Source organism: Nostoc sp. LEGE 12454, from assembly GCF_056620565.1.
In genome coordinates, this window is the sequence record NZ_JBWQXL010000005.1 from 67,589 (window position 1) to 79,564 (window position 11,976).

Sequence of the window (11,976 nt, forward strand, 5' to 3'; positions counted from 1 at the left end):
TAAATTCTTATGGCAAACACGATTTCAATTACCGATTCTCTAGTTCCTAATCCCGTCCCTAAATCAACAATTATTCGTTTGGAGAATATCTTTAAAATATATGGCAGTGGCGAAACTGAAGTCAAAGCACTTAACGATGTTAATTTAACTATCAACGAGGGCGAATATTGTTCAATTATGGGGCCTTCTGGTTCAGGTAAATCCACAGCGATGAATATTATCGGCTGTCTAGACCGACCCACAGGCGGACATTATTACTTAGATAATATTGATGTGGCGCAAATGGATGATAAATCTCTGGCACATATCCGTAATAAAAAGCTGGGTTTTGTCTTCCAACAATTCCATTTATTACCCCAACTCACAGCATTAGAAAATGTGATGTTGCCAATGGTTTATGCTAGCGTGAGTCCTAAAGAAAGAAGCGATCGCGCAACAGAAGCCTTGACACGAGTAGGTTTAGCAAATCGCCTCAACAACAAACCCACTCAACTATCTGGTGGACAACAACAAAGAGTAGCGATCGCGCGTGCGATCGTCAATCGTCCCGTGGTACTCCTCGCCGATGAACCTACAGGCGCACTTGATTCGCGCACAACTCAAGAAGTCTTAGATATTTTTGGCGAACTCAATGCCAGTGGAATCACAGTTGTCATGGTGACACATGAACCAGAAGTCGCCCGTCAAACCCAGCGCATCGTTTGGTTCCGCGATGGTCAAGTAGTACACTCCAACCTCACCCCAGCCGACTTGAGTCAGTTAGCTGTCTCGTAGGTTCTTAAAGTCCGCGGAGGCGGACTTTAGTTTGTGTAGCCGCGACTTCTAATCGCCAAAGCTGATTACAAACTTGACGTTTTTCCAGTTTCTGCTTGCGTTTCGATTGGTTTAACATCGGTGTAACCCACTTCACCAGCTATTGTCCGAAACACTGACATTTGCTCTTCAAAATCTAGTCCTTCAATTTCGGAAAGCAGATCGTTAACTGCCTTACTTGGCTGGTAACTAGACGGTATTCCAACCACCGTATCCCCCATAGCTACCGCCCAAGCATACCAAACTAACAGCTGGTTGTTTTCTTTGATCGCCCCATAAGCACGAGAATATTCTGTGTCTTTGCGGTTAACGATATCCCGCATAATATCTAGTTGCTGCTCATCGGATAATTTAAAATAATCTCCGAGCAGAAGTGGTGCTAACTCTGGTTCAGCCGCAGCGGGCGCAGCTGGCGTGATCGAATCACCCATTTTTTTATAAACAAAATAGAACCAAGCTAATTTGGCATCGGTATCTAAGGCGTTAAACCGATCCACCAATTTTTGAGTTTCATTGCTCTGGGCTTGAGAAATAGTTTTGTCGTAACTTGCAGTCATTATTATTTGTCTCCAAAATAATTTTATAGGCCAAGCTAATTGTTACCAGAGTTCGACAATCAGATTCTACTATCGATAGAAAGAGTTAAATTTATGTAAAATTGCAGCTTTAATCTACCTTTTAATAGAGGTAAAAGTCTCTCTATAGGAAGCAAGAAAGCAACCAGTTGCTTTGCTATGATTGCTTAAGTAAACAATAAAAAATTTACCTAAAGGTTTTAATTATGCCCGATCAAGAAGTAAAGCCCAATTTAAATGAAGCTTCCACCCAGGATGCGCAATTAGCTGCCGAAAGCATAGCTAGTGGTGAAGAAAAAGCGCCAACGGTGGATTTTGATGCTGATTATGCAGCTGCACAAAAATTTAGCGTGAGCGAAGTCGATCGCACAGGTAAAGGTGCAGCAGCAGCCGAAGAAGCGACTGCACCTAACTATCAAACCTCTAAGCCACAAGAGACAAAAACTCAAACACAGTCAACTGGCAATCCCGATGATTTTCTAGAGTCAGCAAAAGAAGTTGGGAATTCTGAGACTGGGGATGCAACTAATGTCAGTGATGATTTAGTAAAACAAGCTTTAGAAAAGGGCGAACGGAAAAATTAATTTTTCCTGATATCTTGCTATTTTGTCAGATGGGCAATGTCATCAATATGAAAATTGAGGTTCTCGGTATTAGTAGACATTGCCCACTCTACTGTTTAGATCGATTGTTAATCCGCTTTTAACTATTTATTAATTAACGACTGTTCATCACTTCTAGTAGTTCGCTAGGCTGCTGAATTAAATAATCTGGATTTTGCTTGGCTAGTACTTCCGGTGAGTTAAAGCCCCAAGTGACTGCAATCACTTGGATATTTGCTTTTTTTGATGCTTCTATATCTCTGGTTTCATCTCCAACATAAATAACTTCTTGAGGTTTGAGTTGCTTTTGCCTCAAGACATTATTTATAATAGTTGTTTTGCCAAAAATTGTAATTCCTGAGTAAATAAAATCAAATAGGTGATTTAAATCATTGATTGTGAGGAATTGGGTAACATTTTCTTTAGAATTAGAAGTGATAATACCCAGTTTATATCCTTGATTTTGGAGTTCTGTTAATGCTTCCTTAATACCCAGAATGGGCTTTAATTCTGGTATTTTGTTTTTTAATTCCCCTTTAACTTGTTTAACTAGAAAAGGGATCTTAAATAGAGAAACTCCTGAATACTTAATGATTTCCCTAGATGTTAAGTTTTTGAGAAAGGCTAATTGTTCTGGGCTTATTTGTTTATAACCAAAGTCTATAGCTAAACGATTAGCAATACTTACAAGGGCATCTACTGTATCAGCAATTGTGCCATCAAAATCAAAAATAATTACTTTCTGGGTCATTCTTCTGCCTGGATGCGTCAAGATTAGCTAGGGCGTTGCGTCGTAACATTTCTGGCTTAATCCGCCGCAAGGCAGATGCTGGAAATCGTTTATCCCAATCCTCATCTGAGATTTGGGCTAATTCTAGCAGGTGGGGAGCAATATTCACTGGATTTGGCTGAAACTCTTCAATATCAGTTGTTTGGGAAAAACGTTGATTCCAAGGACAAACATCTTGGCAAATATCGCAACCAGCAACCCAGCCTTGCAAATTAGATGCGATCGCCTCTGGCAATTCCTTGTCACGATTTTCAATGGTATGATAAGCAATGCAGCGATTAGCATCGACGACAAAGGGCTGAATAATTGCACCTGTGGGACAAGCCTGAAGACAACGAGTACAGCTACCGCAGTGTTCTGTGTGTGGGCGATCGCTCTCTAATTCTAAATTGGTCAACACTTCTCCCAAAAATACCCAAGAACCATATTCCCGTGTAATAACATTACCATTCTTGGCAATCCAACCAATTCCAGCAAGTTGAGCCAACACTTTATCTTGCACCGGGCCAGTATCTGCATAATAACGAGCCAAGACACCTTCATTAAGTGATTCTAGCCATCTGGCAAGCTGCTTGAGTTTTTTATGCATTACCTTGTGATAATCTTTTCCCCAACCATAACGAGAAATTTTGGCGTATTCCTCACTTTCAGGACGTTGATGTGGTGTGTAGTAATTCAGCGCTACACACACTAGCGATCGCGCCTCTGGCATCACTAAGCGGATATCCTGACGCTTGGGATTAGCCATCCATTTCATATCAGCGTGATAACCTAGTTCAATCCATGCTTGCAACCTCTGCGCTTCTGTGGCATTTACCCGATCTACAGCAGTAATTCCAACTTTGTGAAAGCCCAACTCGCTGGCTTTTTCTTTCACCAGACTGCTGCTCGTTACAGAATACTGATTCATTTTTTATCTGGATTTTGCCCAAATAAAGGCGTTTTAATTATATATGATGCAGCTAATACCTTTAATTAAGATTTATTAACTGCCCGATATATAGCCTGTCTTAAACTGCATAGTAGTTCAAAACTTCCATCGTTAGGAAGATTTATTAAGATGTAGCAATCTATCTCAATAGCAGCTTTTTTTTTACTTATTTTTGTACTGAAATTAATATTCAGATAGCGTAATACAGGTAATTTTATGACCTCTGCTGAATTTATATCGCCAGCGCAGTTGAAAGAAGAATTCCAGATTGAGGGAATTACAGAATCAAGCGTACTGCGTTATTTTGAAACCTTAAATGCAGGAGAATTTGAGGCAACTGCTGCCTTATTTGCGATAGATGGTGTGATGCGTCCGCCATTTGAATCCGATCTTGTGGGGACAGATGCGATCGCAGCCTACTTAAAACAAGAAGGTCAAAACATCAAAGCTTACCCGAACACAGGAATAGTCGAGACTTTAGAAAATGGTGATATCCAAGTCCAGGTAACAGGCAAAGCACAAACTTCGTGGTGTAGTGTCAATGTCTTGTGGCTATTTATCCTCAACCAACAACGGCAAATTTCTTATACTAGAATCAAACTTTTAGCTTCCCCCCAAGAGTTACTTACTTTACGTCGTGAAAAGTAAATAGCAAATAACTACCAAGGGCAAAATTTTAAACCAATATTTCTCACCTACTCACACAGGATTAATGGCTTTATTTTGACTCCTGAATTCTGAATTCTGACTCATAAATAGCAGTCTATTTGACTAATTCGGGTAAAGTAGCTTCTAACTTCAGACAGTTGGCACCATTAACCTGCAATTTGTAATCTACTTTATCCATGAGACGATTCATAATCAGCCAACCATAACCACCTTCTTGCTTTTCCATCGGGTTTGGAGCGTAGTAGTTAGACATGTCAAAGCCTTCGCCGTAGTCCCAAATTTCTAGAGCAAAATCCCGGTCTTTCACTTCTAAACGCAGTAAAATGGGTAAATTTGGTTGGTCTTTATGGGCATGACGGACTGCATTAGAGTAGGCTTCTACTAAAGCCAGTCTCAAACGACTTGATTGCCGCGACCAATCTACAGATTCCCCTAGCTGAATTTTCAAACATCCCAACAACCAGTTTTCAACAATATTCAGAAAATTCAGGTCGCTTGGTACATGAAGCTCACTTTTCATGACTTACAAAATCTCCAGTGAAAGTATAGTTTGATCGTCTTCTTGAACGTGATTATCTGCCTGGATGCGAGCTAGTAAATGGTTAAGAGAAAGTGGTTGTTGCTCTTGTTGTAAGAGTTGCCAAAGACCATCTTGATTCAGCATCGAACGGTTTACTGACTCAACCCCAGCTTCAGTTTTTACTGTTGGATCGGGATTATTTGATACCATTGCTTCTGTAATGCCATCGCTGGCTAGTAACAATGTGTCTCCAGCAGCGAGAACCAAACGACCAGACTGTGCCTGCCACTTAGGCAAAATCCCCAAAGGAACGCTGCGAACTTTCAGGTAATTAGGATTTTCGGCTAAAGCACCTTGGCGTGACCATAATATTGGATAAATATGACCGGCATTAGTGTAGACCAGTTCTTTTGTGCTAGGGGTATAACAAGCTAACACAAGAGTGACAAAATAATTGTTGCTAATTAAATCTTCACTGAGAGCGTGGTTGAGGTTCTGCATGACCACATGCGGCTCTGCTGGGGTCTCTTGAGATAATTCTCGGCGCAAAACTGAAATAATACTAGCCATAAATAAAGCTGCTGGGACGCCCTTGCCAGAAACGTCACCCACTGCCAACCACAAGTCGCCTTTAGGATGGACAAAAACTTCAAAAAAATCGCCTCCTACTTCGCGCGCCGGATAGCAGCACGCTTGTACCTTCACACCTTTAATGTCAGGTAAACTTTGGCGTAGCAGGTTGTATTGAATTTGGCGAGCCACCTCTAACTCAGTGTGAATTTGCTGTTGCTTTTCTTGGAGGCGTTGGTAGAGTTTTGCTTGAGAGAGGGCTAAGGCTGCTTGTTCGGCAACACCTGCAATTAGTTGGATGTCTTCGTCTTCCCAAGGGCGATCGCGTCCCCATTGGTGCAGGGTCAGCACAGCCAACAGATGCTGATGGTAGCTTAGTGGCACAACTAGGTGGTGACTAGGATTACCGTTATATATATCTTGAGCGAGTTGATAATGACGCGTTTCCAGCACCTTTTCGATTAAAACACTGGAGTCGAAGAAGGAATCTAATACATCAGATTTCGGATCGCGGTAGAAAAACTCGTCTTGTGTGAGGCGATCGCCCTCCACTGGTTTGAGCAAGCAACTGGTAGCTTCAAATGTTTCTCCAATAGTTGCGACAATTTTTTGCAGCATACTATCGTAGTCTAAAGATTCCCGAATTGCTGTTGTTACCGCATTAAACAAAGATTCTCGCCGTAGGGAGCGACGCAACTCTTGGGTGCGCTTCTTAACTAGGCGATATGTATCAGTGGCTTGCTCAACTAAGCTTCTCAGCCGTTCTGGATTCCAGGGTTTGGTAATGTACTTGAATACCTGACCGGAGTTAATCGCATCTACCAAATCTTCAACATCAGTAAAACCAGTTAACAAAATCCGAATCGTGTCTGGAAAGCGCTCTACGGTGCGACTAAAAAATTCAGTCCCGTTCATTTCTGGCATTCTTTGGTCAGAAATAATTACCGCCATTTCGCCAAATTGATCCAAGACTTCCAGAGCACCAAAGGCATGATTGGCTTTATATACTTGAAAATCTCGCCTAAAAGTGCGGTAGAGTAAATCTAGGTTATCTGGCTCATCATCTACCACCATGAGCTTAGGTTTGTCCGTACCAATCTCAGCCATATTTGACTTTTATTTTTATATATTTGAATGGCGAGATAACATGATGTTTTTCCCACCTAATAAATAAGAGAAAACCAGAGAAGCCATTCACTTTGAAAATATAACTTTTCAAAGTTGTGAGTTTCCCTTGATTATCCTCAATCGATCCACACCAAAATTAAATTTATCCAACTAACCCAGAACGCAAGGCGCGGACTGCTGCTTGGGTACGGTCATCGGCACATAGCTTATTCAAAATATTGCGAACGTGAGTTTTAACAGTGCCAACTGTGATGTAAAGTCTTTCCGCAATTACTGCATTACTACAACCTTCGACAATCAACTGTAACACTTCCAATTCCCTTTCTGTCAGGGTGTAAGGTTGAATTTCTTCCAGATTCTCAAAAGAATCTGGGTTAGGAGCAATAGTCTTGGAATCGACCAAAGCCGATTCCAACTTTTGAGGATTTTGTTGCGCTTGTTGTAATACAATCCGAGCGATCGCTGGATCGATCCAGGCGTTGCCATTGTAAGTTACTCGTACTGCTTCCAGCAAATTATCAAATTTGATATCTTTCATACAGTAAGAGTCTGCACCAGCGGCAAAAGCTGCCAACACCGCTTCTTTGTTATCCCGCAGCGTCAAAATTAATACTTTTGTAAGTAGCTGCTGGCCATTAGTAGTAGATTTTACCTCCCGTGTTAACTCAATGCCATCCTTATCTGGTAAACCAATATCGACAATGGCAATATCTGGTTGTAGCATTTTTAACATTTTTAGACCATCAGCAGCATTAGCAGCTTCACCTACAACTTCAATTTCATCCTTTTGCTGTAGTGCTGTACGAATACCCACACGAGTTAGGTCATGGTCTTCAATCAGAGCGATACGAATTTTACTCATAGCCAACTTCAGCCCGTTACACTATAACCATAAAGTCGAGTTTCGTGACATACTCCCACACTAACTGCAAGCAGTATAGTGGGGGCTTCTATTCCCGGAACCAGAGTTGCGAGTTGAGCGTTTTATACTGAGTGAATATTACACTGAAACAATAAAAGTTGGACTGGTTCAGCCCAAGTACAAGCGCCCAAGATTAATAGACATAAAAGTGAAATTAATTATGTATTACCTAAAACCCTTATATACTTAGCAGTGCTACGTATGTACATTCTTGTTCACTCTTATGTCTATTTAGTTTAATTATGCTTTCTCTCGTTGCCGGGCATAGGAGAATCTCTTTTGCCTAAGTTCTAATATAAAAAAATTTGATAAACTTAACATTCATGCAAAATCTGGTGTGAGTATTACTTAAGAATAGGCTATGTCTAACGGCAATCAAGCATTTTCAGTGTTGGGAATACCAGTTCATGTGATGGCTGACTATCCAGGCTGGTTGTTAGAATGCCTGCACACAGGCAGAGGAACTCATGTCGTAACGCTCAATGCAGAAATGACTATGCAGGCAGAGCGAAATCAATTATTAGCTCAGGTGATTAAAAATGCTGAACTGGTGATTCCAGATGGAGCTGGGGTTGTTCTGTATTTACGATGGCTGTTATGGCAAAAAGTGCAGCGGTTTCCAGGGATTGAATTAGCAGAAAAACTTTTGCAAGCACTTGGGCAACAGAAGACAGGGACAAAGATATTTTTCTATGGAGGAGCGCCTGGAGTGGCCGCAAATGCGGCAGATTTTTGGCAGCAGCAAATTCCAGATTTGAATATAGTCGGCACTCACTCAGGCTACCATTCTCCAGAAGAAGAAGCACAATTGCGACAAACTCTGGCTCAATTGCAGCCACAAGTGATTTTTGTTGGTTTGGGAGTGCCGCGTCAAGAGTTATGGATTGCCGAAAACCGCCATTTGTGTCCCCAAGCAATTTGGATTGGCGTTGGTGGCAGTTTTGATATTTGGTCGGGAACTAAAGCTCGCGCTCCCGCCTGGTTAGGAAATAATAATTTGGAATGGTTGTATCGCCTTTATCAAGAACCTTGGCGCTGGCGGCGGATGTTGGCTTTGCCGGCGTTTGCTGTGAAAGCGTTTGTTTATCGTTTGACAGCAAAGGGTGCGATTAGTTAACCCGGATTTCTCACCACACCTCGAATGCAGGAGTAATGAGTAGTGAGTAAGGAGTAATGAGTAGTGAGTAAGAATGTACAAGTTCTTGCACTGGTATTGCGCCTGTTGCTCTTTTACTTATTACTCATTACCCATTACTTATTACTCATTATCAAACGCTTCATAAGCTTGTGAGAAATGCGGGTTAAGAGTGCTGAGTGCTGAGTGCTGAGTGCTGAATTCAGAATTCTGAGTTCTAAGTTCTGAGTGTTCTTACTTAGTTAGTATTAAAGTCTTAAAAAAAATTTAAATTTTCTTTGTTGAAATTTAAATTCCCAGGCGAAACCTGGGAATCCTTATTTTGGGGAGAATGTCACATTTAAGCAGGCAAACTGTTTGGTTGTGGGTATGAGGAAAATTTAACAATGCCAGTATTAACAACTCAAGTTAAGAAAGACTTTTCTGTTCATGGAGAGGACAGTGAAACTCAACAGCACGGTAGCAATACTACTACAAAGGTACAATTGCAATCTGTAACCAAGACTTATGCTAACGGCACTCACGCCTTATTAAATGCAAACCTTGAGGTAAAAAAGGGAGAATTTCTGTTTATCACGGGGCCAAGTGGTTCTGGTAAATCAACGCTCTTGAAACTGCTGTATGGCCAGGAGTTGCCTACACAGGGAGAAGTAATTATTGATGAATGTAATGTAGCGGATTTGCGGGGCGATCGCTTGTCATTATTGCGGCGACGAATTGGTATTGTGTTTCAAGACTACAAACTGATTACCCAACGAACAGTAGCAGAAAATGTCACTTTTGTGCTGCAAGCTCAAGGGTATACCCGTAAAGAAATTCAACGACGTTTAGAACCAACCTTAAAGCTGGTAGGTTTGCTGAGTAAAGCTGATTGTTTTCCAGATCAACTGTCTGGAGGAGAACAGCAACGGGTGAGTATTGCTCGTGCCATCGTTGGTACGCCACCTTTACTGTTGGCTGATGAACCTACTGGAAATCTCGATCCAGATAATTCCTGGCAAGTAATCCAGATTCTCCAGAAGTTAAATTCCTTTGGAGCTACGGTAATTGTTACTACCCACGATGAACAATTGGTACGGCGCTGCAATCATCCGATAGTGCAAGTTCGCAATGGAACGTTGTCTCGAAAATAGTTATTTGTCATTAGTCATTAGTCATTTGCAAAGGACAAAGGACAAAGGACAAAGGACAAATAACTAATAAACGTGGTGTTTGACTTTTGATGATACGGGTACGAAAGGTACTGCTGTTTTCAGGGGTAGCACTTGTAGGCGATCGCAGGCTTGTAAACTCTTAAAAGCTGCCTCTCGCACTACAACTTCTTCCTCTCGACTGAGTAGGAGTTGCAAGCATTGGACAATCTCTTGCTGCACTGAAGAGTCAACTCGCTTACGGCTGATGAATTTACTTAGTTGACCTAAAGCAATCAATCGCTTCAATGGATCTTTTTCTGTTAAATTCATCAACAACCGATCGAGGTGGTCTTCTTCTCGATTTTCATAGAAGTTGACAATTTGCCATACCAATAAAATTAAAGTTAACAGGGTTCCCACACCTTGCGCGATCGCACCAGCAGCAATCCAGTGACTGTGAGAGTCGACCCATATTGCCGCTGCCATGTAAGTGCTGACAGTAGCAATACCACCACTGATGACTGCTAAAACTAACCGACGATTTGAACTATTTAAGAACTTACGTATTTTAGACCAGCGCAATTGCCAGTCCCATTCCTGCATTGAGTAAACCAATACCATTACTCCAATGCCGATTAAGAGAGCCAGTAGCAGTTTCCAGTTCCACAACAACATGGCGATGATAATTGTCAGGAACCCAAGAAAGCCCCCAGGGCCAGAGAAACGTTTAAATGTTTGCTGCTTTATGGCTCCCTTTGTCTTGAATTTTGGAAGCGACCAGTTCCAGTTGGGGATTTGGTTGATCAATTGCTGCCAAGAAGACGAAGCCTGTGCCACAGTGTTTACCTACTTGATTACGAAATTACCTATTGTATAAGTTTTACTATGGATGAAGAAAGGATGAAGGCTCAAACCATAAAATGCCCGATTTTATAGACGGATAGTAGACTAATACAGCACAGCGCCAATTAACATACCATTTTCAATCGCTCAGAGCAAGGGTATCTTATACGTAAGTCTTACTTAAAGACAAAAACGAAAGTTATCAAGGGTGAATTGCCCATCAAAAGTACAAAAGGTAACGCTGTGAATGTTATTCACATTTATAGATAATAAGGTATTGGGGGAAATTGGCGAGTCGGAATTGGCAAGATTAGAGCCTGGTAGTGCAGTTTGAGCGAGTAGTTGCCGATCGCGATCGTAGGCGGAAAGCACTAGCCGTTGCGAACTAGTAACAAAGGCACTAACCGAGTTCACTGGACGCAAGAAAGTAGCTTCTAAAAATCCGCTTTTGGGCGCTCCCATCAAGACTATTAGCCCTGAATAGGTTGGAAATGCTGGATTTGATGGCTGTATTGCTAGAGAATTGTGAAAAATGACTCCCCAACGTTCATATTGACGCTCTACCGCTTCAAAACACTTCAAGTCTTCTAAGTCTAAACAAATACAAGTAGGTACAGTTAGTCTGGCAGCATCTAGAGCTGGTTCGACCTCACCCCGTCTAGCTGAAGCTTTAATTTCGTTTTGTATATTAAAGTTGTCAAGCGCAAATTTAGCGTCTTCAATCGTTGGTAATTTATTTGATTGAAGAGTAGCCTGCTTTACCATGACATCCCGCCTTACTGTTACTTAGATAATAATCAGATTAGTTATACATCAGAAGCTGTGTTTCTACATATATTAAGTAGAATTAACAGCTTATTAAAATAAGCGTTTTAACTATTTTTGACGTGTTGACGGTCAAAATTATTTATCGGTTTTTTGATAGACTACCATAAAAACTTATGCTGGATTCACGCTGGAGCGAGCCTCGCTACCATGAAAAACCCTTATAAAACAGTAATTTCAACGTTCAGTTACTTTATTTTTATGAAAAAAAGCACCAAATCTTTACAAGTAATCCAGTAATTTTATATCTACTTAATCTGACGCTAGCGAGAAGTCTGAGAGTGATTGGTTCGCTGATAATAACAATGAGTGGGGAGTTTGAACTAGACACATGAACAGTGCTGAGTTAAAACACTGCCTAGAAATGACGTTGCTCTGACTAAGTACACAAATATTAAGTGCTTTTTAATTTACTCAGCACTGAGTGCAGTAAACATCTAGGTGAAGAAAGGGGAGGCGGAGAAATTACTGAATCTTCTCTTTGTGTGCCTGCACCCCAGGTATCTTGTCTTACTTGTGC

The 11,976-nt window shown here is 41.3% G+C and carries 13 protein-coding genes; 5 read left to right on the forward strand and 8 right to left on the reverse strand.

Annotation, left to right across the window (positions count from 1 at the left end; genetic code table 11):
- The first annotated feature begins 9 nt into the window (after positions 1 to 9).
- Positions 10 to 774 (forward strand): ABC transporter ATP-binding protein, encoded by a 765-nt coding sequence (locus tag AC1F2U_RS07260; protein WP_334837062.1) that lies wholly within the window; start codon positions 10 to 12, stop codon positions 772 to 774.
- A 65-nt stretch (positions 775 to 839) separates the two neighbouring features.
- Here AC1F2U_RS07260 and AC1F2U_RS07265 read toward each other — a convergent pair whose 3' ends face one another.
- Positions 840 to 1,370: an orange carotenoid protein N-terminal domain-containing protein gene (locus AC1F2U_RS07265; protein ID WP_480260491.1), complete on the reverse strand. Its 531-nt coding sequence runs from the start codon at positions 1,368 to 1,370 to the stop codon at positions 840 to 842.
- 224 nt (positions 1,371 to 1,594) lie between these two features.
- Here AC1F2U_RS07265 and AC1F2U_RS07270 point away from each other — a divergent pair, with 224 nt between their 5' ends.
- The gene (locus AC1F2U_RS07270) at positions 1,595 to 1,972 is read left to right on the forward strand and encodes a hypothetical protein (RefSeq protein WP_480260492.1); all 378 of its coding nucleotides are present in this window, start codon (positions 1,595 to 1,597) and stop codon (positions 1,970 to 1,972) included.
- Positions 1,973 to 2,105: 133 nt separating this feature from the next.
- On the opposite strand, the gene AC1F2U_RS07275 is transcribed toward AC1F2U_RS07270, so the two are convergent.
- Together AC1F2U_RS07275 and queG are read right to left on the reverse strand one after the other, a co-directional pair.
- Positions 2,106 to 2,741, reverse strand: coding sequence for an HAD-IA family hydrolase (locus AC1F2U_RS07275; protein ID WP_322697244.1), 636 nt, complete (start codon positions 2,739 to 2,741; stop codon positions 2,106 to 2,108).
- Positions 2,716 to 3,690: a tRNA epoxyqueuosine(34) reductase QueG gene (gene queG / locus AC1F2U_RS07280; protein ID WP_480260493.1), complete on the reverse strand. Its 975-nt coding sequence runs from the start codon at positions 3,688 to 3,690 to the stop codon at positions 2,716 to 2,718. The genes AC1F2U_RS07275 and queG overlap by 26 nt, the downstream gene beginning before the upstream one ends.
- A 237-nt stretch (positions 3,691 to 3,927) precedes the next feature.
- On the opposite strand from queG, the gene AC1F2U_RS07285 reads away from it, so the two are divergent.
- Positions 3,928 to 4,359 carry a ketosteroid isomerase family protein gene (locus AC1F2U_RS07285; RefSeq protein WP_480260494.1) on the forward strand — a complete coding sequence of 144 codons (432 nt, stop codon included), beginning with the start codon at positions 3,928 to 3,930 and terminating at the stop codon, positions 4,357 to 4,359.
- A gap of 115 nt (positions 4,360 to 4,474) precedes the next feature.
- On the opposite strand, the gene AC1F2U_RS07290 is transcribed toward AC1F2U_RS07285, so the two are convergent.
- The 3 genes from AC1F2U_RS07290 to AC1F2U_RS07300 all read right to left on the reverse strand — a co-directional run bounded on the left by AC1F2U_RS07290 (position 4,475) and on the right by AC1F2U_RS07300 (position 7,460).
- On the reverse strand, positions 4,475 to 4,900 hold the full coding sequence (locus tag AC1F2U_RS07290) for an ATP-binding protein (RefSeq protein WP_480260495.1): 426 nt from the start codon (positions 4,898 to 4,900) through the stop codon (positions 4,475 to 4,477).
- A gap of 3 nt (positions 4,901 to 4,903) precedes the next feature.
- Positions 4,904 to 6,577: a SpoIIE family protein phosphatase gene (locus AC1F2U_RS07295; RefSeq protein WP_480260496.1), complete on the reverse strand. Its 1,674-nt coding sequence runs from the start codon at positions 6,575 to 6,577 to the stop codon at positions 4,904 to 4,906.
- Between the two features lie 163 nt (positions 6,578 to 6,740).
- Positions 6,741 to 7,460, reverse strand: coding sequence for a response regulator transcription factor (locus AC1F2U_RS07300; RefSeq protein ID WP_194046450.1), 720 nt, complete (start codon positions 7,458 to 7,460; stop codon positions 6,741 to 6,743).
- A 421-nt stretch (positions 7,461 to 7,881) separates the two neighbouring features.
- Between AC1F2U_RS07300 and AC1F2U_RS07305 the strand changes: the two genes are divergently transcribed.
- Complete coding sequence (locus AC1F2U_RS07305; protein WP_480260497.1) at positions 7,882 to 8,637, forward strand: WecB/TagA/CpsF family glycosyltransferase; 756 nt, start codon at positions 7,882 to 7,884, stop codon at positions 8,635 to 8,637.
- A gap of 404 nt (positions 8,638 to 9,041) precedes the next feature.
- Positions 9,042 to 9,788, forward strand: coding sequence for a cell division ATP-binding protein FtsE (ftsE, locus tag AC1F2U_RS07310; RefSeq protein ID WP_480260498.1), 747 nt, complete (start codon positions 9,042 to 9,044; stop codon positions 9,786 to 9,788).
- 63 nt (positions 9,789 to 9,851) lie between these two features.
- Here the strand turns inward: ftsE and AC1F2U_RS07315 are convergent, their stop codons facing one another.
- Together AC1F2U_RS07315 and AC1F2U_RS07320 are read right to left on the reverse strand one after the other, a co-directional pair.
- A complete protein-coding gene (locus AC1F2U_RS07315; RefSeq protein ID WP_480260499.1) occupies positions 9,852 to 10,625 on the reverse strand; it encodes an armadillo-type fold-containing protein in 774 nt (257 codons plus the stop codon).
- A gap of 186 nt (positions 10,626 to 10,811) precedes the next feature.
- Positions 10,812 to 11,396: a hypothetical protein gene (locus AC1F2U_RS07320; protein WP_480260500.1), complete on the reverse strand. Its 585-nt coding sequence runs from the start codon at positions 11,394 to 11,396 to the stop codon at positions 10,812 to 10,814.
- Between the last annotated feature and the right edge of the window lie 580 nt (positions 11,397 to 11,976).

Bases quoted from the DNA above. Each gene is read 5' to 3' on its own strand.
- AC1F2U_RS07260 (WP_334837062.1), top strand. From the start codon at position 10: ATGGCAAACACGATTTCAATTACCGATTCTCTAGTTCCTAATCCCGTC.
- AC1F2U_RS07265 (WP_480260491.1), bottom strand. From the start codon at position 1,370: ATGACTGCAAGTTACGACAAAACTATTTCTCAAGCCCAGAGCAATGAA.
- AC1F2U_RS07270 (WP_480260492.1), top strand. From the start codon at position 1,595: ATGCCCGATCAAGAAGTAAAGCCCAATTTAAATGAAGCTTCCACCCAG.
- AC1F2U_RS07275 (WP_322697244.1), bottom strand. From the start codon at position 2,741: ATGACCCAGAAAGTAATTATTTTTGATTTTGATGGCACAATTGCTGAT.
- queG (WP_480260493.1), bottom strand. From the start codon at position 3,690: ATGAATCAGTATTCTGTAACGAGCAGCAGTCTGGTGAAAGAAAAAGCC.
- AC1F2U_RS07285 (WP_480260494.1), top strand. From the start codon at position 3,928: ATGACCTCTGCTGAATTTATATCGCCAGCGCAGTTGAAAGAAGAATTC.
- AC1F2U_RS07290 (WP_480260495.1), bottom strand. From the start codon at position 4,900: ATGAAAAGTGAGCTTCATGTACCAAGCGACCTGAATTTTCTGAATATT.
- AC1F2U_RS07295 (WP_480260496.1), bottom strand. From the start codon at position 6,577: ATGGCTGAGATTGGTACGGACAAACCTAAGCTCATGGTGGTAGATGAT.
- AC1F2U_RS07300 (WP_194046450.1), bottom strand. From the start codon at position 7,460: ATGAGTAAAATTCGTATCGCTCTGATTGAAGACCATGACCTAACTCGT.
- AC1F2U_RS07305 (WP_480260497.1), top strand. From the start codon at position 7,882: ATGTCTAACGGCAATCAAGCATTTTCAGTGTTGGGAATACCAGTTCAT.
- ftsE (WP_480260498.1), top strand. From the start codon at position 9,042: ATGCCAGTATTAACAACTCAAGTTAAGAAAGACTTTTCTGTTCATGGA.
- AC1F2U_RS07320 (WP_480260500.1), bottom strand. From the start codon at position 11,396: ATGGTAAAGCAGGCTACTCTTCAATCAAATAAATTACCAACGATTGAA.